We start from the raw sequence: 19,098 nt of genomic DNA, 5'->3' as shown, positions 1-19,098 counted from the left end.
AACCGGATCAGATGCCCTGCAGGCCAAGCCCTGCGACAGTTTGATGCAGGGCTGGCGGAGCAACATTCCCCTGTTCCGTGGGTCCAGGCGGCAGGCCCACGGAGCAGCGGGGCAGGTTGGCTAGATCACCGAACCGCTGTCGGTCGCCTTGAGGTTCTGGCGCCCGTCCACCGCGCCGGCCACCGTCAGGGCATCGGCTTCGGCCTCGGTGATGTAGACCCGGGCGCCATTGAGATCGACCGCCGACATGGCTTTTTCCTCGCAGGTGATGATGGTGAGTTCGCCAGCGGCGCGTTGTTCCTGGCCGTTGGGGGTGTCGAAGTAACAGGTCTGGTCAACGATTCGCACAGTCATGGTGGTGCTCCTTTCTTGGGGGCTTGTGCGTTAGGCGCCTGGCGGTACGCAGGGTTCGTTGCGCCGGATCAGCGGTCGGGCGCACCTCTGGCGCCGCTTGCGGTCCATCGTTTAACGAATGGAAGGAGCGTGGTCGATGGAAACCTGGTGGCAACGAATCTGGATGACCCTGCAAGCGGAATTCGCCGACATTGCCGATGTGGAACAGATGACCCGCGTTACGGTGCGCCTGCTGATGGCCGCGCTGCTTGGCGGCATCCTGGGTTTCGAGCGCGAACACAAGGGCAAGGCCGCCGGTGTGCGCACGCATATGCTGGTGGCGCTGGGCGCTGCGCTGTTTGTCCTGGTGCCGCAACTGTCCGGCTCCCAGGCCGACGCCATGAGCCGGGTCATCCAGGGGGTGGTGGCCGGCATCGGCTTTTTGGGCGCCGGTACGATCTTGAAGAACACCGAGGGCGATGTCGGCCATGTCAAGGGCCTGACCACCGCCGCGGGGCTGTGGATGACCGCGGCCATCGGCGTCGCCGCAGGCTTGGGCCGCGAAGCCACGGCCGTGGTGAGTACGATACTGGCGCTGGTGATCTTCAGTGTGATGCCGCTGATTGTCCGGGCACTGGAAAACGACGACCAACCTTAGGCTCTGTTTGAAAAGTCTTGAGGCGAAGGTCAGGCAAGGCGAAAACCGGCGAGGAACGGCCGGGGTCGCGCTCGACTTTACTGGAGTAAATGAGCATTCCGAGCCGGTTTTCAACGCAGCATGAACGAGTATCAAGGCTTTTCAGACAGAGCCTAGGAACGGATACCAACGCATCCCCGTGGGAGCGAGCTTGCTCGCGAAGGCGTCCGACCAGAAAGCGTTCACCTCAACTGACTACACCGCTATCGCGAGCAGGCTCGCTCTCGCAAGTCTCCTACTAAGCTTGAGCATCAAACCCGTTCCGGGGGCGCCTCGCTGGGTGGGTCGCCCAACGGCGGCTGGGGATCCAGCGGCGGGTCTTTCTCGGGGATGGGCTCCGGATCAGGCCCCGGTGGGGGCAGGGTGGGGTCGTCGATATTGGGGTCCGGGGTTTCGGCCGGGATCGGAATATTCATCAGGACGGGTCTCCGTAATACAGATGGCTTGAGTCGTGCTTATGGTTGTTGACCCCCTTGCGCCAGGTTTTATCCCCAGCGCATCGCGGGCCAAATCTTGCTGAACTTTTGGCCGTCGATTCGGTTCGGAGTTTAAGTGAGTTTTTTCACGGGACCCGTTGGGCCTTTACCGCCACAAGCGCGTCCATTGGGCGTAAAAGGAGCGATGCTCGATGACTGCTGAACAGCCGACCGACCTTGTGTACAACCCGCACTTGCCATTGTCTCAGGCCTTGTTGTTGCCTCGGATTGCGATTGAAAACACCATGCCGACGATCGATGGCGGACAGTTTGCCGCCAAGGTCGTGGCCGGGCGGGACGTAACGGTGACCAGCAAGGTGTTCACCGACGGACACGACAAGCTGGCGGTGCGCATCCGCTGGCGGTCGCTGCAAGCGGAACGCTGGAACAGCGAGGTCATGACCGACCTGGGCAACAACGGGTGGCGCGGCCAGTTCACTGTGCCGGAGCAGGGACGCTACGTGTTTTGCATCGAGGCCTGGTTCGATCAATACGCCAGCTTCTGTTATGAGCTGGAGAAGAAGTACGGCGCCGGCGTGCCCATCGCCCTCGAACTGCAGGAAGGGCGCAATCATGTGCACCTGGCGGCCGAGCGCAGTGACGGCGAGTTGCGCGACCAGTTGAGCGCGCTGCACGATGAGCTGTCCGGCCTGTTGCCGGCGGAGCAGGTGGCGTTGTTTTTGGCGCCGCGCAGCGCCGACCTGATGGCCCAGGCCGACCACCGGCCATACCTGAGCCTCAGCCCCGAATACCACCTGGACGTCGAGCGTCCGCTGGCCGAGTTCGCCAGTTGGTACGAGCTGTTCCCGCGCTCGATCACCGATGACCCCAAGCGCCACGGCACTTTCAACGACGTGCACTCACGGCTGTCGATGATCCAGGACATGGGCTTCGACGTGCTGTACTTCCCGCCCATCCATCCCATCGGCCGCAGTTTCCGCAAGGGGCCCAATAACTCCCTCACCGCAGGCCCCGAGGACCCCGGCAGCCCTTATGCCATCGGCAGCGAGGCGGGCGGGCACGAGGCGATCCACCCGCAACTGGGGACCCGCGAGGATTTCCGCCGGTTGGTCGCGGCCGCCGCCGACCACGGCCTGGAAATCGCTCTCGACTTCGCCATCCAGTGTTCCCAGGACCACCCCTGGCTCAAGCAGCATCCGGGCTGGTTCAGTTGGCGCCCGGACGGCACGATCAAATACGCCGAGAACCCGCCGAAGAAATACCAGGATATCGTCAATGTCGACTTCTATGCGGCAGATGCGATTCCCAGTCTGTGGCTGGAGCTGCGGGACATCGTGGTCGGTTGGGTCAACGAGGGCGTGAAGATTTTCCGCGTCGACAACCCCCACACCAAGCCGTTGCCGTTCTGGCAATGGTTGATCGCCGATGTCCGGGCCGAGTACCCGGAGGTGATGTTCCTGGCCGAGGCGTTCACTACCCCGGCGATGATGGCGCGCCTGGGCAAGGTCGGTTATTCCCAGAGCTACACCTATTTCACCTGGCGCAATACCAAGGCCGAGCTGGCTGCCTATTTCACCGAGCTCAACGAGTCGCCGTTGCGCGAATGCTATCGGCCGAATTTTTTCGTCAATACCCCGGACATCAACCCGGCGTTTCTCCATCACTCCGGGCGCGCCGGTTTTCTCATCCGTGCCGCCCTGGCGACCATGGGCTCGGGCTTGTGGGGCATGTATTCGGGGTTCGAACTGTGCGAGTCGGCGCCGGTACCGGGCAAGGAGGAATACCTCGACTCGGAGAAATACGAGATCCGCCCCCGGGACTTCACCGCGCCGGGCAACATCATTGCCGAGATCGCCCAGCTCAACCGCATCCGCCGCCAGAACCCGGCGCTGCATACGCACCTGGGGCTGACGGTCTACAACGCGTGGAACGACAACATCCTCTATTTCGGCAAGCGCACGCCCGACGGCAGCAATTTCATCCTGGTGGCGGTGAGCCTTGACCCGCACAACCCGCAAGAAGCCAATTTCGAGTTGCCGCTGTGGGAAATGGGCCTGCCGGACGATGCCCAGACCCAGGGCGAGGATTTGATGAACGGGCATCGCTGGACCTGGTATGGCAAGTACCAGTTCATGCGCATCGACCCAGGGTACCAGCCGTTCGGGATCTGGCGCATCAGTGTGTCTTGAGGCAAACAAGCCTGTGAGCCAAGTGGGATTTAACTGTGGCGAGGGGATTTATCCCCGTTGGGTTGCGAAGCAGCCCCAAAGCAAGGCACCTCGGTGTGTCAGCCAGATTGCATTGAGCTTTTTTGGGGTCGCTTCGCAACCCAGCGGGGATAAATCCCCTCGCCACAAAGACCTCGCAAGCCCGTCCCAGCGGCTTTATTGAATTGATCAGGAGTTGCAAATGGCGAAGAAACCCCGGTCTGCCACCTTTATCAAAGACCCGCTCTGGTACAAGGATGCGGTGATCTACCAGGTCCACGTGAAGTCCTATTTCGACTCCAACAATGACGGAATCGGCGACTTTCCCGGCCTGATCGAGAAGCTCGACTACATCGCCGACCTGGGCGTCAACACCATCTGGCTGTTGCCGTTCTACCCGTCGCCACGGCGCGACGACGGCTACGACATTGCCGAGTACCGTGGCGTGAGCCCCGACTACGGCACCATGGCCGATGCAAGGCGGTTCATTGCCGAGGCTCACAAACGCAACCTGCGGGTGATCACCGAACTGGTCATCAACCACACCTCCGACCAGCATCCTTGGTTCCAGCGCGCCCGCAAGGCCAAGCCCGGCTCCAAGGCGCGGGACTTCTACGTCTGGTCCGATGACGACCACAAGTACGACGGCACCCGGATCATCTTCCTCGACACCGAGAAGTCCAACTGGACCTGGGACCCGGTGGCCGGCCAGTACTTCTGGCACCGCTTCTATTCCCATCAGCCGGACCTCAACTTCGACAACCCGCAGGTGATCAAGGCGGTACTGTCGGTGATGCGCTATTGGCTGGACATGGGTATCGACGGCCTGCGCCTGGATGCCATTCCGTACCTGATCGAGCGTGACGGCACCAACAACGAGAACCTGCCCGAAACCCACGACGTGCTGAAGTTGATCCGCGCCGAGATCGATGCCAACTACCCCGACAGGATGCTGCTGGCCGAAGCCAACCAGTGGCCCGAAGACACTCAGTTGTATTTCGGCGATGTGGATGCCCAGGGCCTGAACGGGGACGAATGCCACATGGCGTTCCACTTCCCGCTGATGCCGCGCATGTACATGGCGCTGGCCCAGGAAGACCGGTTCCCCATCACCGACATCCTGCGCCAGACGCCGGAGATCCCGGCCAATTGCCAGTGGGCGATTTTCCTGCGCAACCACGATGAGCTGACCCTGGAAATGGTCACCGACAAGGAGCGCGATTACCTGTGGAACTACTACGCGGCTGACCGGCGCGCGCGCATCAACTTGGGCATCCGCCGGCGCCTGGCGCCATTGGTGGAGCGCGACCGGCGTCGCGTGGAACTGCTCAACAGCCTGCTGCTGTCGATGCCCGGCACGCCGACCTTGTACTACGGCGATGAGATCGGCATGGGCGACAACATCTACCTGGGCGACCGCGACGGCGTGCGTACGCCGATGCAGTGGTCGATCGACCGCAACGGCGGCTTCTCCCGCGCTGACCCGGCCAGCCTGGTGCTGCCGCCGATCATGGACCCGCAGTACGGCTACCAGTCGGTCAACGTCGAGACCCAGGCCGGCGACCCTCATTCGCTGCTCAACTGGACCCGGCGGATGCTGGCGGTGCGCAAGCAGTCCAAGGCCTTCGGCCGTGGCACCCTGAAGATGCTGTCGCCGAGCAACCGCCGGATCCTGGCCTACACCCGCGAATACACCGGCCCCGATGGCAAGCACGAAATCATCCTGTGCGTGGCCAACGTGTCACGCAGTGCCCAGGCGGCCGAACTGGACCTGTCGGCCTACGCCGGCATGGTGCCGGTGGAGATGCTCGGCGGTAATGCGTTCCCGCCCATCGGCCAGCTGAATTTCCTGCTGACCCTGGCGCCGTACGGTTTTTACTGGTTCGCCCTGGCGGCGGAAAACCAGATGCCGAGCTGGCACGTCGAGCCGGCCCAGAGCCTGCCGGACTTCACCACCCTGGTGCTGAAAAAACGCCTGGAAGAGTTGCTCGAAGCGCCGTCGCGCACCACGTTGGAGCAAAGCATCCTGCCGAGCTGGCTGCAAAACCGGCGTTGGTTCGCCGGCAAGGACAGCGCCATCGAGAAGGTCGACATCGTTTATGGCGTGCGTTTCGGTGACCCGCAGCATCCGGTGCTGCTCAGTGAGATCGACGTCACCAGCGGCGGCCAGACCCTGCGTTATCAACTGCCGTTCGGGCTGCTGGCCGAAGACCAGGTGGGCGCGGCGTTGCCGCAACAACTGGCATTGTCGCGGGTTCGGCGGGTCCGCCAGGTCGGGTTGATCACCGATGCCTTCAGCCTGGAAAGCTTCATCCGGGCGGTGTTGCAGAACATGCAGGCCGGTACGGTGCTGCCGTGCGCCGAAGGCGAATTGCGTTTCGAACCCACCGAAGGCCTGGCGGCTTTGAACCTGGGGGACGAACCGGAGGTGCGCTACCTGTCCGCCGAGCAATCCAACAGTTCGGTGGTGGTCGGTGGCAGCCTGGTGCTCAAGCTGATCCGCAAGGTCGCCTCGGGCGTCCACCCGGAACTGGAAATGAGCGCCTATCTGACCGCCGCGGGCTTTAGCAACATTTCGCCGTTGCTCGGTTCGGTGGTACGTCGCGACGCCGAGGGCGAAGACGCGCTGCTGATGATCGCCCAGGGTTACCTGAGCAACCAGGGCGACGCGTGGGAGTGGACCCAGAACAATCTGGAGCGCGCGCTGCGCGACGAGTTGGCGGACGCCGTGTCCGAGCAGGAGCAGCACTACAACGCTTTGGGCGAGTTGAAGGACTTCGCCGGCATGCTCGGCCAGAGGCTGGGAGAAATGCACCAGGTGCTGGCCCAGCCGACCGATGACCCGGACTTCACCGCGCAGACCACCACGGCCAAGGAAGCCCAGGCCATTGGCAAGGATGTGGCTGCCCAGGTGGAACATGCCCTGCGCCTGCTCAAGCAGCACCAGGGCCAATTGAACCCCACCGACCAGGCCATGGTCGCACGCTTGCTGGAGCACAAAAAAACCGTCCTGGCCCATGTCCAGGAGCTGGCTGGCAAGGCGGTGGGTGGCTTGCGTATCCGCGTGCATGGCGACTTGCACCTGGGGCAGGTGCTGGTGATCAAGGGCGATGCCTACCTGATCGACTTCGAAGGCGAGCCGGCGCGGCCGTTGCATGAGCGTCGGGGCAAGCACAGCCCGTACAAGGACGTCAGCGGGGTGCTGCGGTCCTTCGATTATGCGGCGGCGATGGCGATCCACTTGCACACGGTCGACAGTACGGCCGACGCCGATGCGGCCCGGCAACGGGTGGCCGAGCGTTACCTCAAAGAGGCTCGTCAGGCATTTGTCGAGGCATACCGGCTGGCGGCAGCTAGTCTTGCCCATGAATGGAAGGATGCTGAAGGCGAAGACGCCGCGCTGGCGTTGTTCGGCCTGGAGAAGGCGGCCTATGAAGTGGCCTATGAAGCCGAGAATCGCCCCGCCTGGCTGCCCGTGCCGTTGCACGGTCTGTACGGGTTGTTGAGTGGGCTGGAACCCTTTTCCGATTTAGCCGGACCGATTTAGTGGAGAGAATCATGAGCGTCTCGAACAAAGAACCCCAAGGGCAGCCCAAGGACGTGTTGCTGCCGTCCGCCAAGGACATCGACGCGCTGGTGCGTGCCGAACACCACGACCCGTTTTCCATCCTCGGCCCCCACGGCGACGGGGCCGGCGGGCAGTTCATCCGCGCCTACCTGCCGGGTGCGCTGAGCGTGCATGTGCTGGCCCGCGACGGTGGCCAGGAACTGGGGGAGCTGCAACTGACCGAAACCCCGGGCCTGTTCGTCGGGCATTTCGACCATGCCCAGGCGTACCTGCTGCGTACCCGCTGGGCCGGCGGCGAGCAAGTGGCCGAAGACCCCTACAGTTTTGGCGCCTTGCTCGGGGAGATGGACCTTTACCTGTTTGCCGAGGGCAACCATCGCGACCTCAGTTCCTGTCTTGGCGCGCAGTTGACCACGGTGGACGGCGTCGACGGCGTACGCTTCGCCGTGTGGGCGCCGAACGCGCGACGGGTCTCGGTGGTGGGGGATTTCAACGTCTGGGACGGTCGTCGGCACCCGATGCGCATCCGGTATCCCTCCGGCGTGTGGGAGCTGTTCATTCCCCGACTGGGCGCGGGCGAAGCCTACAAGTATGAAATCCTCGGTGCCCACGGCATCCTGCCGCTCAAGGCCGACCCGGTAGCGTTGGCCACGCGGATGCCGCCAGACACCGCCTCGAAAGTCGCCTCGCCATTGAAGATCGACTGGCAAGACGATGACTGGATGCAACGGCGCCGCGAGCGGCAATTGCCCGGCGCGCCGCTGTCGATCTACGAGTTGCACGCCGGTTCCTGGCAATGCGAGACCGACGAGGCGGGGGAAGTTGCCCGGCAATACAACTGGCATGAAATGGCCGAGCGCCTGGTGCCTTACGTCAAGGACCTGGGCTTCACCCATATCGAGCTGATGCCGATCATGGAACACCCGTTCGGCGGGTCCTGGGGCTACCAGCCGCTGTCGCAGTTCGCGCCGACCGCACGCTTCGGTTCGCCGGATGATTTCGCCGCGTTCGTCAACGCCTGTCACCAGGCTGACATCGGGGTGATCCTGGACTGGGTGCCGGCGCATTTCCCCACCGACACCCACGGCCTGGCCCAGTTCGATGGCACCGCGCTGTACGAATACGGCAACCCGCTGGAGGGCTTCCACCAGGATTGGGACACCCTGATCTACAACCTCGGGCGCACCGAGGTCCACGGCTTCATGCTGGCGTCGGCGTTGCATTGGCTCAAGCATTTCCATATCGATGGCCTGCGTGTGGATGCCGTCGCCTCGATGCTCTATCGCGACTATTCGCGCAAGGCTGGCGAGTGGGTGCCCAACCGCCACGGTGGCCGCGAGAACCTGGAAGCCATCGATTTCCTGCGTCATCTCAACGACGTGGTGGCGCTGGAGGCGCCGGGCGCGCTGGTCATCGCCGAGGAGTCCACCGCGTGGCCGGGCGTCAGCCAGAGCACGCAGCAGGGCGGCCTGGGCTTTTCCTACAAGTGGAACATGGGCTGGATGCACGACTCGCTGCACTACATCCAGCAGGACCCGGTGTACCGCGCCCATCACCACAATGAACTGAGTTTCGGCCTGGTGTACGCCTGGTCGGAACGCTTCGTCCTGCCGATTTCCCATGATGAAGTGGTCCATGGCAAACGTTCGCTGATCGACAAGATGCCCGGTGATCGCTGGCAGAAGTTCGCCAACCTGCGCGCCTACTTAAGCTTCATGTGGGGGCATCCGGGCAAGAAACTGCTGTTCATGGGCTGCGAGTTCGGCCAGTGGCGCGAGTGGAACCACGATCAGCAACTGGACTGGTACCTGCTGCAATACCCTGAGCACCGCGGTGTCCAGCAACTGGTCAAGGATTTGAACCGGTTGTACCGCGAGGAGCCGGCCCTGCACGACCAGGACGATGCGCCCCAGGGTTTCCAATGGCTGATTGGCGACGACGCGATGAACAGCGTCTATGCGTGGCTGCGTTGGAGCAAGGAAGGCCGGCCGGTGCTGGTGGTCGCCAACTTCACCCCGGTGCCGCGCGAGGCCTACCGGGTGGGCGTGCCGTTCCCTGGGCGTTGGGTGGAACTGCTCAACAGCGATGCCGCGACCTACGCCGGGTCCAACTATGGCAACAGTGGCGGTGCCAGCACCGAAGAGGTGCCGAGCCATGGCCAGTCCCTGTCGCTGGAGCTCAACCTGCCGCCGTTGGCGGTGCTGATCCTGCGGCCGGAGGGTTAGGGGTTACATAAAGGCCAACTGTGGCGGTTACAGAATTAAAGATCACCGCAGTTCCAATGTGGGAGCGGGCTTGCTCGCGAAGAGCGGTCTGACGGTCAATATCGATGCTGACTGTCAGGCCCTCTTCGCGAGCAAGCCCGCTCCCACATGGATGTGCTCACCTGAAGGACTTTTGTGATTCCTTCAGCGCACCAGGCACGGCCGCTTGTTGTTGAACGTCCAGCCCGGAATCAGGTACTGCATCGCCACCGCATCGTCCCGTGCCCCGAGGCCCATGCCCTTGTACAGCTCATGGGCCTTGGCCAGTTGATCGGTGTCCAGCTCGATCCCCAGCCCCGGTTTTTTCGGCACTTGCACGCAGCCGTTCTGGATCTGCAAGGGCGCCTTGGTCAGCCGCTGGCCGTCCTGCCAGATCCAGTGGGTATCGATGGCCGTGATGTCGCCCGGCGCGGCGGCGGCCACGTGGGTGAACATCGCCAATGAAATATCGAAGTGATTGTTGGAGTGAGAACCCCAGGTCAGGCCCCATTCGTTGCACATCTGCGCCACGCGCACGGAACCCTGCATGGTCCAGAAGTGCGGGTCGGCCAGGGGGATGTCCACGGACTGCAAGGTGATGGCATGGCCCATCTCGCGCCAGTCGGTGGCGATCATGTTGGTCGCGGTCTTGAGGCCGGTCGCGCGGCGGAACTCGGCCATGACCTCCCGGCCGGAATAGCCCTGCTCGGCACCGCAAGGGTCTTCGGCATACGCCAGGACCTTGTGCTGGTCGCGGCACAGGCGGATCGCTTCCTTCAGTGACCAGGCGCCGTTCGGGTCGAGGGTGATGCGTGCCTGGGGAAAGCGTTCGGCGAGGGCCGTGACCGCTTCGATTTCTTCGTCACCCTTGAGCACGCCGCCCTTGAGCTTGAAGTCTTGGAAGCCATAGTGGGCATGGGCGGCTTCGGCCAGGCGGACCACGGCGTCGGCGTCCAGGGCCTTTTCGTGGCGCACGCGGAACCAGTCGATGTCGGCGTCCGGCTCGCTGCGGTAGGCCAGGTCGGTCTGCTGGCGGTCGCCGACGTAGAACAGGTAGCCGAGCATCTTCACTTCGTCGCGCTGCTGGCCTTCGCCGAGCAGGGCTGCCACCGGCACGTCCAGATGCTGGCCGAGCAGGTCCAGCAGGGCGGCTTCAAGGCCGGTCACTGCGTGGATGGTGATGCGCAGGTCGAAGGTCTGCAGGCCGCGGCCGCTGGCATCGCGGTCGGCGAACGCATGACGCACAGTGTTGAGGATCTTCTGGTAGGTGCCGATGGGGCTGCCGACCACCAGCGAGCGGGCGTCTTCGAGGGTCTGGCGAATGCGTTCGCCGCCGGGCACTTCGCCGACGCCGGTGTGGCCGGCGTTGTCCTTGAGAATGACCACGTTACGGGTGAAGAACGGGCCATGGGCGCCGCTGAGGTTCAGCAGCATGCCGTCATGACCGGCCACGGGCACGACCTGCATGCTGGTGATGATCGGGGCGTTGCTGGTTTCTTGAGAATTCATGGTGCGAGTCCTTGAGCAATCGAATGGTCAGACGTGGCTGGCGGCCGAGTGGGTAGGCGTCGTTGCCGACTTGGCCTTGGGCGTATTGCGGGCGGCGAAGACGATGATCGCGGCGATGATCGAGGTGGTCGCCAGGCCATAGAGGCCGCCCTGGATCGAGCCGGTGTGCTGTTCCAGCAGACCGAACGTGGTGGGGGCGACGAAGCCGCCGAGGTTGCCCACGGAGTTGATCAGGGCGATCACGCCGGCGGCGATCCGGGCGTCGAGGTAAGCCTGGGGAATCGGCCAGAACAGCGAGGAGGCCGACTTGAAGCCCAGGGCCGCAAAGCAGATGGCGACGAACGCGAACACCGGCCCACCGGTAGTGGACATGAACATCCCGGCCGCGGCGATCAACAGGGCGGCGGCCACCCAGGCCTGCTGGAATTTCCACTTCGACGACAGCGAGGCGAAGGCGTACATGCCGACGATCGACAACAGCCACGGGATCGAGTTGAACAGGCCGACCTGGATGTCGCTCAGGTCACCCATCTTCTTGATGATGCTCGGCAGCCAGAAGGTGGCGGCGTAGATCGTCAGTTGGATGAAGAAGTAGATCAGGCAGAACAGGAGGATCTGGCGGTCCTTGAGCAGTTGGCCGATGGACAGTTTGATCGGCGTGGCGGCCTCGCGGGCCCGTTGCTCATCGTCGATGGCGTTTACCAGTGCGTCCTGCTCTTCGCGCTTGAGCCATTTGGCGTCGTGGGGCTTGGAGTCGAGCCAGAACCAGACGAAGGCGCACAGGCCGACCGAGAACATCCCTTCGATGAAGTACATCCACTGCCAGCCGTGCATGCCCAGGCCGTTGATTTGAAGCAGTAGCCCTGACAGTGGGCCGGAGATCAACGACGCAATGGCCGAGCCGCTGAGGAAGATGGCGATGGCCTTGCCGCGTTCGGCGCCTGGCAGCCAGCGGGTGAAGTAGTAGATCACCCCCGGGAAGAAGCCGGCTTCGGCCACGCCGAGCAGAAAACGCAGGATGTAGAAGTGGGTTTCGTTCTGGATGAACGCCATGCCGGCGGCCACCAGGCCCCAGGTGAGCATGATGCGGGTCAGCCAGATGCGGGCGCCGATGCGTTGCAGCAGGATGTTGGAAGGTACTTCGAACAGTGCATAGCCGATGAAGAACAGGCCGGCACCAAAGCCGTAGGCCGCGGCGCCGATGCCTAGGTCGTGCTCCATGTGGGCGCGCACGAAACCGATGTTCACCCGGTCGATGTAATTGACGATAAACATGATGACGAACAGCGGCAGGATGTGGCGCTTGACCTTGGCGATGGCCGAAAGCAGCACGGGATCCGCACCGGCGTTGGCCTGGGGGATGGATGTGTTCACTGGTTTTTCTCCCACTCGTTATTTTTATGCGGGGCATCGTGCAGGTGCCGATGTTGCTAGACATCATACAACTCGATTTTTTTCGCTGACAAGCGCTTTTTGATGATGATTGGCTCGGGTGGGATGGGTTCTTATGCCGTATTTGTTAGGTTTTTTTGGATGGTAACATTGGCGGAGTTGAGTGGGGGAGCGGCAAGGGCCGCGAATTTTAAAGGCGAGGTTCACAGTATTTCGTAGGTTTTCAGTATGTTGTCATACAAGTTGGACCTTGCATTGCCGATTACTCGCCTTACCACTGGTGGTAGGATCACTCAGCCTGTCTTCGAGGAACCCCGGCGATGCAAGACACCGAAGCGCCCCTGCGCAAGCGTACCCATAACCTGGCCCACGACCTGGTCGCGAAGCTGAGCCAGAGCATTCTGCTGGGGCAGTTGAAGCCAGGAGAGAAGTTGCCGTCCGAAGGGGCGATCGTGCGCGAGCATGGCGTCAGCCGCACGGTGGTGCGCGAGGCGATCTCCAAGTTGCAGGCCTCGGGGCTGGTGGAAACCCGTCACGGCATCGGGACGTTTGTGCTCGAGCCCACCGGCGAGCCAGGGTTGCGGCTCAACGTCGACACGGCGGCGGGGGTGCGTGGCATCCTTGAGTTGCGCCTGGGCCTGGAAACCCAGGCCGCCGCCCTGGCTGCCCAGCGGCGCAGCGAAGACCACCTGCAGCAGATGCGCCAAGCGCTGGATGACTACCAGCGGTTGTCCAGCAACAACGACAGCTGCGTCGAAGCCGACCGGCGCTTTCACCTGCTGATTGCCGAAGCCACGGACAACGCCTGTTTTGTCGAGATCATGCAGCACCTGGGCAGTGCGATGATCCCCAGGACCCGGGTGAACGTGATCGAGCGAGGCCAGGCGGACCTGGGCAAGCTGGCGCAATTGGCGAACCTGGAGCACGAGGCGATCTTCAACGCCATCAAGCGCCAAGACCCGGACGCCGCCCGCGCAGCCATGTGGTTGCACCTGACCAACAGCCGCGACCGGTTTGGCGCCAGGTCCTGAGATCCCCTTGCGGGAGACTGGAGAGGTGTGCCCACCACAGATCCCCTTGTGGGAGCGGGCTTGCTCGCGAAAGCGATGGTCCATCCAGCACCGGAGCAAACTGACCCACCGCCTTCGCGGGCAAGCCCGCTCTCACAGTGTTGTTTTGTGGACTGGAGAGGTGTGCCCGCCACAGATTCCCTTGTGGGAGCGAGCTTGCTCGCGATGGGGCCGGCAAGTATCCCGCTAAACACACGGGCAAAAAAAACCGGCGCAACCGAGGTTGTGCCGGTGGTGTTGTCGGTCGCGGCGCGGATGTTCGTGGGTCCGCGCAGCCACCGTTGAACCGGGTGTGACTAGGCTCGCTCAAGCGCCAGGGCAACGCCCTGGCCGCCGCCGATGCACAGGGTCGCGAGGCCTTTCTTGGCGTCGCGCTTGATCATTTCATGCAGCAGCGACACCAGCACCCGGCACCCGGATGCACCGATAGGGTGGCCCAGGGCAATGGCGCCACCGTTGACGTTGACCTTGGCCAGGTCCCATTCCAGTTCCCGGGTCACGGCCAGCGACTGGGCGGCGAAGGCCTCGTTGGCTTCGATCAGGTCCAGTTGCTCCAGCGACCAGCCGGCCTTGTCCAGGCAGCGGCGGGTGGCCGAGACCGGGCCGATGCCCATGATGGCCGGGTCGACGCCCGCATTGGCATAGGCACTGATTTTCGCCAGCACCGGCAGTCCCAGCGCCTTGGCTTTTTCAGCGCTCATCAACACGACTGCGGCGGCGCCGTCATTGAGCGACGAGGCGTTGCCGGCGGTGACGCTGCCGTCCTTCTTGAAGGCCGGCTTGAGCTTGCCCAGGGATTCGGCGGTCGTGCCGGCACGCGGTTGTTCATCGGTGGCGAAGGCCACCGGGTCGCCTTTGCGCTGGGGAATCAGGATCGGCGTGATCTCATCGGCAAACCGACCGGCCTCGATGGCCGCGACGGCTTTCTGTTGGGACGCGGCGGCAAAGGCGTCCTGCTCCTGGCGACTGATGCCGTATTTGTCCACCAGGTTTTCGGCGGTGATGCCCATGTGGTAGTCGTTGAAGGCATCCCACAAGCCATCGGTGATCATGCTGTCGATCATTTTCGCGTGGCCCATGCGCAGGCCGGTGCGGGCGGCCGGGAGCACGTAGGGCGCCAGGCTCATGTTCTCCATGCCGCCGGCGATGATCACCTCGGCGTCGCCACAGCGTATCGCCTGGGCACCGAGGTGCAGGGCCTTGAGCCCCGAGCCGCAGACTTTATTCAGGGTCAGCGCCGGCACCGCGTGGGGCAGGCCGGCGAGGATCGACGCCTGGCGGGCCGGGTTTTGTCCGGAGCCTGCGGTCAGCACCTGGCCGAGGATGACTTCGTCCACCTGCTCGCCGGACAGGCCGGTCTGCTCCAGCAGGCGCCGGATCACCGCGGCGCCGAGTTCCGGCGCAGGAATGGAGGCCAGCGAACCCTGGAAGCTGCCGATGGCGGTACGGGTAGCGGCGACAATCACGACTTCTTGCATCGAATCTCTCCTCACTGGGCAGCGAACTGCATTTCAGGGACGTGGTCCGGCACGATCAGTTTGCCGGCGGTCTTGGTGACGATTTCCTCGACGCTGACGCCCGGGGCGCGTTCTTTCAGGATGAAGGCGCCGTCCTGGATTTCCAGGTAGGCCAGGTCGGTCAGCACGCGCTTGATGCAGCCGGCACCGGTCAGCGGCAGGCTGCAACGGGGCAGCAGTTTCGACTCGCCGTCCTTGGACGCATGGGTCATGGTCACGATGATGTTCTCGGCACCGGCCACCAGGTCCATCGCACCACCCATGCCCTTGACCAGCTTGCCGGGGATCATCCACGAGGCAATGTTGCCTTCGACGTCCACCTCGAACGCACCGAGCACGGTCAGGTCGATGTGGCCGCCGCGGATCATCGCAAACGATTCGGCCGAAGAGAAGATCGAGGCGCCGATGCGCGCGGTGACGGTCTGCTTGCCGGCGTTGATCATGTCGGCGTCGACTTCGGCTTCGGTAGGGAAAGCGCCCATGCCGAGCAAGCCGTTTTCCGATTGCAGCATGACTTCCATGCCTTCGGGGATGTAGTTGGCGACCAGGGTGGGAATGCCGATGCCCAGGTTCACGTAGTAGCCGTCCTGCATTTCGCGGGCGACGCGTTGAGCCATTTGTTCGCGGGAAAGTGCCATGTTGTTATTCCTTCATTCGGGCCGCAGGGCAGGGGATTATTTGCGTACGGTGCGCTGTTCGATGCGCTTTTCGAACGTGCCGCAAATGATCCGGTCGACGTAGATGCCGGGGGTATGGATCTGCGTCGGGTCCAGCTCGCCGGGCTCGACGATTTCCTCGACTTCCACCACGGTGATCTTGCCGGCCGTGGCCGCCAGCGGGTTGAAGTTCTGCGCCGTGTGGCGGTAGACCACGTTACCGAAATGGTCGGCTTTCCAGCCCTTGACGATGGCGAAGTCGCCCGTGATGGACTCTTCCATCAGGTATTGGCGGCCATGGAATTCGCGTACTTCCTTGCCTTCGGCCACTGGCGTGCCGACGCCGGTGGCGGTGAAGAAGGCCGGGATGCCTGCGCCGCCGGCGCGCATTTTTTCCGCGAGGGTGCCCTGGGGGGTGAGCTGGACTTCGATTTCGCCACTGAGCAGTTGCTGCTCGAAAAGGGCGTTTTCGCCCACGTAGGAGGCGATCACCTTGCGGATCTGCCGGTCTTCCAACAGCACGCCCAGGCCGAAACCATCGACGCCGCAGTTGTTGGAGACGACGGTGAGGTCGCGGATGCCCTTGCGTTTGATCTCGGCGATCAGGTTTTCCGGGATGCCGCAGAGGCCGAAGCCGCCGGCGATGACGGTCATGCCGTCCTTCAGGCCTTCCAGGGCTTGCTCATAGGAGCTCACGCGTTTGTCGAAACCTGCCATAGACACCTCTTTTATTCTTGATGGGGTCGCAATGAAGTGCAGTGTTGCGCCAAGTCATATATTTGTTAAGTTGATTTTTAGGTTGGATTAATTGATAAATCTCAATAGTCGCCGCCGTCCACTTGCGGCTCGAAACTTACGGCTTGCCGCTGGAGCGAAGCGATCCCCATGACCCTCAAGCAGATCCGCGCCTTCCTCGCCGTGGCCCAGAGCCTGAGCTTTGCCGTGGCGGGCGAGCGTTTGCACCTGTCCCAGTCGGCCTTGAGCCTGACCATCAAGGCCTTGGAAGAAGGCCTGGGCGGGCGCCTGTTCAGCCGCAATACTCGTAACGTTGCGCTGACGCCCGAAGGTGAATCCCTGTTACCACTGGCGCGCCGGCTGGTGGCGGACTGGGACAACGCCGAGGATGAAATGCGCCAGCGCTTCACCTTGCAGCGGGGCCGGGTAACACTGGCGGCGATGCCCTCGTTCGCCGGCAACCTGTTGCCACCGATCCTCAAGACCTTCCGCGCCCGCTATCCGAATGTCAATGTCACGGTCAACGACGTGATCAACGAGCAGGTGCTGGAAATGGTCCGCGATCGGCATGTCGAACTGGGCGTGGCGTTCGAGCCGCTGCAAGGTTCGTCGCTGGCGTTCACGCCGTTGTACCTCGATCGTTTCGTCGCGGTGGTGCCGCAGGATTCAGCGCTCGCCCAGCGCCGTGACGTCGATTGGAAGACCTTGCTCGAACAGCCGTTCATCACCCTGCAACGGCCGTCCACCGTCCGTGTGATGCTGGAAGAGCACTTGCAGGCGCGGGGCATGAAGCTGCCGGTGGAGTTCGAGAGCCATCAACTGGCGACGGTCGGACGGATGGTCGCCAGTGGCCTGGGGGTGAGCGCGGTGCCGGCGCTGTGTGTCGGCCAGATGCACGAGCTGGGTGCCCGTTGCATCATCTTGAGCGATCCGGTGGTGGAGCGGGCCATCGGTGTGCTGACCAAGCCTGGGCATGAACTGTCGGCGGCGGCCCAGGCGCTGTTCGATACCTTCAAGGACCAGGAGTTGGCCACTCAGCCCTGTGGGAGCGGGCTTGCTCGCGAAGACGCTGGCGCATTCAACATCGATGTCGGCTGACAGTCCGCCTTCGCGAGCAAGCTCGCTCCCACAGGGTTTGGGTGATCAGGTGAGCGTGCGGGCCAGCAACGGCAACAGCGCCTCGCACGGCTCCTCCAGTTTCAGATCGAGCAATTCGTCGGCGCGGGTCTTGCCCCGGTTGATCGCCAGCAGGGGCTTGCCCTGATCCTTGATGCTGCGGCACAGACGAAACGCCGAGTAGGCCATCAGTGACGAGCCCACCACCAGCAGGCCGTCCGCGGCCTCCACGGCCTGACTGGCGCGTGCGGCGGTTTGCGGGGCGACGTTCTCGCCAAAGAACACGACGTCGGGTTTCAACCGGTTGCCGTTGCAATGGGGGCAATAGGGCACCTGGAAGCGCGCCTCGAAGGCCGGGTCCAGCAGCGTGTCGCCATCGGGCGCCTGGACCGCATCGACGCCGGCCAGGTAGGGGTTTTGCGCTTCCATCAATTGCTGGATCTGCTGTCGCTCGCTGCGTTGGTTGCAATCCAGGCACAACACCCGGTGCAGGCTGCCGTGGAGTTCGATGACGTCGTGGCTACCGGCCTGGTCATGCAGCGTGTCGACATTCTGCGTGATCAGCCCGGTGATGCGCTGTTGAGCCTGCAATTGGGCCAGGGCCTCGTGGGCTGCGTTCGGCCTGGCCTGGCGCACCCGTGGCCAGCCGAGCATCGCCCGCGCCCAATAGCGCCGACGGGCGTCGGCCTGGGCGAGGAACTCCTGGTACATCATCGGCTGTCGCCCCCGTCGCACACCTTCGCTGTCGCGGTAGTCGGGGATGCCGGACGGCGTGCTGATGCCCGCACCGGTGAGCACCAGGAAACGGCGTCCGCTCATGTGCGCCAGCAATCGATCGAGCGGTTCGAGGTGAAGGTCGTCGGGCATGGGAGGTCTCCGTTGGCCTGGAGCGGTTGAGGTTAGCATTCCAACGCGCGGGAGCGCTTGCGGCGCCTTTCGTCGCCCTGTCTCGCGGTCTTTTCAAACTTTCCCCGACGCCGCGCTATCCATTTTTATGTGCGGTACTTCAGAACCGTCGCGCTGCGCGGCAGTGTCGACCACGGCTAAAGGAGAAAGAAATGGCAACGCCAAAAGAGAACCTGTTGGATTGGCTCAAGGACGCCCATGCCATGGAGCAGCAGGCGGAAAAGATGCTCAAGGCCCAGGCCGAACGTCTCGAACATTATCCGGTGCTGAAGGCGCGAATCGAGGAGCATCTGCAAGAAACCCTGGGTCAGCAGAAGCTGGTGGAGCAATGCATCGAGCGCCTGGGCGGCAGCACATCGACGCTCAAGGATCTGGCTGGCAAGCTCATGGCCTTCGGCCAGGCGGTGGGCGGCATGACCATGAGCGACGAAGTGGTCAAGGGCGCCATGAGCGGTTACGTCTTTGAGAACCTCGAAATCGCTTCCTATACCGTGCTGATCGAGGCCGCGAAAGTGGCCGGCGATGTGGAAACGCAGCGAGCTTGCGAGCAGATCCTGCCGCAGGAAATCGCCATGGCCGAGTGGCTGCGTGACCATTTGCCACAGATCACGCAGGCGTTTCTGGAACGTTCGGACAATCCCCACACCGAAGCCAAGCGCTGAGGTAAGCAGCGACCGGCCGGTGTCGGTCGCTGTTGAAGCTGCCGAGAAGG

13 protein-coding genes and 1 pseudogene are annotated in these 19,098 nt (G+C 63.2%); 7 read left to right on the top strand and 7 right to left on the bottom strand.

Features of this window, described 5'->3' with window-relative positions; all coding sequences use genetic code 11:
- Nucleotides 1-120: 120 nt before the first annotated feature.
- Nucleotides 121-354, bottom strand: coding sequence for a hypothetical protein (locus tag VM99_25180; protein AKK01194.1), 234 nt, complete (start codon nucleotides 352-354; stop codon nucleotides 121-123).
- A 136-nt stretch (nucleotides 355-490) separates the two neighbouring features.
- Between VM99_25180 and VM99_25175 the strand changes: the two genes are divergently transcribed.
- The 4 genes from VM99_25175 (at nucleotide 491) to VM99_25160 (ending at nucleotide 9,467) form a co-directional block, all read left to right on the top strand.
- Nucleotides 491-991, top strand: a complete 501-nt coding sequence (locus VM99_25175) for a methyltransferase (GenBank protein ID AKK01193.1) — start codon at nucleotides 491-493, stop codon at nucleotides 989-991.
- A 667-nt stretch (nucleotides 992-1,658) separates the two neighbouring features.
- Nucleotides 1,659-3,656 carry an alpha-1,4-glucan:maltose-1-phosphate maltosyltransferase gene (locus VM99_25170; GenBank protein ID AKK01192.1) on the top strand — a complete coding sequence of 666 codons (1,998 nt, stop codon included), beginning with the start codon at nucleotides 1,659-1,661 and terminating at the stop codon, nucleotides 3,654-3,656.
- 220 nt (nucleotides 3,657-3,876) lie between these two features.
- Entirely contained in the window at nucleotides 3,877-7,221 is a 3,345-nt protein-coding gene (locus VM99_25165; GenBank protein ID AKK01191.1) for an alpha-amylase, read from the top strand.
- Nucleotides 7,222-7,232: 11 nt separating this feature from the next.
- Nucleotides 7,233-9,467 (top strand): glycogen branching protein, encoded by a 2,235-nt coding sequence (locus VM99_25160; GenBank protein AKK01190.1) that lies wholly within the window; start codon nucleotides 7,233-7,235, stop codon nucleotides 9,465-9,467.
- Nucleotides 9,468-9,650: 183 nt separating this feature from the next.
- Here VM99_25160 and gudD read toward each other — a convergent pair whose 3' ends face one another.
- Nucleotides 9,651-10,994 carry a glucarate dehydratase gene (gene gudD / locus VM99_25155; GenBank protein AKK01189.1) on the bottom strand — a complete coding sequence of 448 codons (1,344 nt, stop codon included), beginning with the start codon at nucleotides 10,992-10,994 and terminating at the stop codon, nucleotides 9,651-9,653.
- A gap of 27 nt (nucleotides 10,995-11,021) precedes the next feature.
- Nucleotides 11,022-12,368 carry an MFS transporter gene (locus VM99_25150; GenBank protein ID AKK01188.1) on the bottom strand — a complete coding sequence of 449 codons (1,347 nt, stop codon included), beginning with the start codon at nucleotides 12,366-12,368 and terminating at the stop codon, nucleotides 11,022-11,024.
- 338 nt (nucleotides 12,369-12,706) lie between these two features.
- On the opposite strand from VM99_25150, the gene VM99_25145 reads away from it, so the two are divergent.
- Nucleotides 12,707-13,417: a GntR family transcriptional regulator gene (locus VM99_25145; GenBank protein ID AKK01187.1), complete on the top strand. Its 711-nt coding sequence runs from the start codon at nucleotides 12,707-12,709 to the stop codon at nucleotides 13,415-13,417.
- Between the two features lie 335 nt (nucleotides 13,418-13,752).
- Here the strand turns inward: VM99_25145 and VM99_25140 are convergent, their stop codons facing one another.
- From VM99_25140 to VM99_25130, 3 genes are read right to left on the bottom strand one after another with little or no spacing between them, the layout of a single operon-like run.
- A complete protein-coding gene (locus VM99_25140; protein AKK01186.1) occupies nucleotides 13,753-14,934 on the bottom strand; it encodes an acetyl-CoA acetyltransferase in 1,182 nt (393 codons plus the stop codon).
- Nucleotides 14,935-14,945: 11 nt separating this feature from the next.
- The gene (locus VM99_25135; GenBank protein ID AKK01185.1) at nucleotides 14,946-15,611 is read right to left on the bottom strand and encodes a succinyl-CoA:3-ketoacid-CoA transferase; all 666 of its coding nucleotides are present in this window, start codon (nucleotides 15,609-15,611) and stop codon (nucleotides 14,946-14,948) included.
- A gap of 36 nt (nucleotides 15,612-15,647) precedes the next feature.
- Nucleotides 15,648-16,346 carry a succinyl-CoA:3-ketoacid-CoA transferase gene (locus tag VM99_25130; GenBank protein AKK01184.1) on the bottom strand — a complete coding sequence of 233 codons (699 nt, stop codon included), beginning with the start codon at nucleotides 16,344-16,346 and terminating at the stop codon, nucleotides 15,648-15,650.
- 168 nt (nucleotides 16,347-16,514) lie between these two features.
- Between VM99_25130 and VM99_25125 the strand changes: the two are divergent.
- A pseudogene (locus tag VM99_25125) lies at nucleotides 16,515-17,399 on the top strand (LysR family transcriptional regulator).
- Nucleotides 17,400-17,507: 108 nt separating this feature from the next.
- On the opposite strand, the gene VM99_25120 reads toward VM99_25125, so the two are convergent.
- Nucleotides 17,508-18,347, bottom strand: coding sequence for an NAD-dependent deacetylase (locus VM99_25120; GenBank protein AKK01183.1), 840 nt, complete (start codon nucleotides 18,345-18,347; stop codon nucleotides 17,508-17,510).
- A gap of 191 nt (nucleotides 18,348-18,538) precedes the next feature.
- Here VM99_25120 and VM99_25115 point away from each other — a divergent pair, with 191 nt between their 5' ends.
- Entirely contained in the window at nucleotides 18,539-19,048 is a 510-nt protein-coding gene (locus VM99_25115; protein AKK01182.1) for a hypothetical protein, read from the top strand.
- Nucleotides 19,049-19,098: the final 50 nt, after the last annotated feature.

Source organism: Pseudomonas chlororaphis (assembly GCA_001023535.1).
In the GTDB taxonomy this organism is placed as follows: Bacteria; Pseudomonadota; Gammaproteobacteria; order Pseudomonadales; family Pseudomonadaceae; genus Aquipseudomonas; species Aquipseudomonas chlororaphis_E.
Note: the sequence above shows the minus strand (reverse complement) of the source record. Positions and strands in the feature narration are given on the sequence as shown.

Bases quoted from the DNA above. Each gene is read 5' to 3' on its own strand.
- VM99_25180 (AKK01194.1), bottom strand. From the start codon at position 354: ATGACTGTGCGAATCGTTGACCAGACCTGTTACTTCGACACCCCCAAC.
- VM99_25175 (AKK01193.1), top strand. From the start codon at position 491: ATGGAAACCTGGTGGCAACGAATCTGGATGACCCTGCAAGCGGAATTC.
- VM99_25170 (AKK01192.1), top strand. From the start codon at position 1,659: ATGACTGCTGAACAGCCGACCGACCTTGTGTACAACCCGCACTTGCCA.
- VM99_25165 (AKK01191.1), top strand. From the start codon at position 3,877: ATGGCGAAGAAACCCCGGTCTGCCACCTTTATCAAAGACCCGCTCTGG.
- VM99_25160 (AKK01190.1), top strand. From the start codon at position 7,233: ATGAGCGTCTCGAACAAAGAACCCCAAGGGCAGCCCAAGGACGTGTTG.
- gudD (AKK01189.1), bottom strand. From the start codon at position 10,994: ATGAATTCTCAAGAAACCAGCAACGCCCCGATCATCACCAGCATGCAG.
- VM99_25145 (AKK01187.1), top strand. From the start codon at position 12,707: ATGCAAGACACCGAAGCGCCCCTGCGCAAGCGTACCCATAACCTGGCC.
- VM99_25140 (AKK01186.1), bottom strand. From the start codon at position 14,934: ATGCAAGAAGTCGTGATTGTCGCCGCTACCCGTACCGCCATCGGCAGC.
- VM99_25135 (AKK01185.1), bottom strand. From the start codon at position 15,611: ATGGCACTTTCCCGCGAACAAATGGCTCAACGCGTCGCCCGCGAAATG.
- VM99_25130 (AKK01184.1), bottom strand. From the start codon at position 16,346: ATGGCAGGTTTCGACAAACGCGTGAGCTCCTATGAGCAAGCCCTGGAA.
- VM99_25120 (AKK01183.1), bottom strand. From the start codon at position 18,347: ATGCCCGACGACCTTCACCTCGAACCGCTCGATCGATTGCTGGCGCAC.
- VM99_25115 (AKK01182.1), top strand. From the start codon at position 18,539: ATGGCAACGCCAAAAGAGAACCTGTTGGATTGGCTCAAGGACGCCCAT.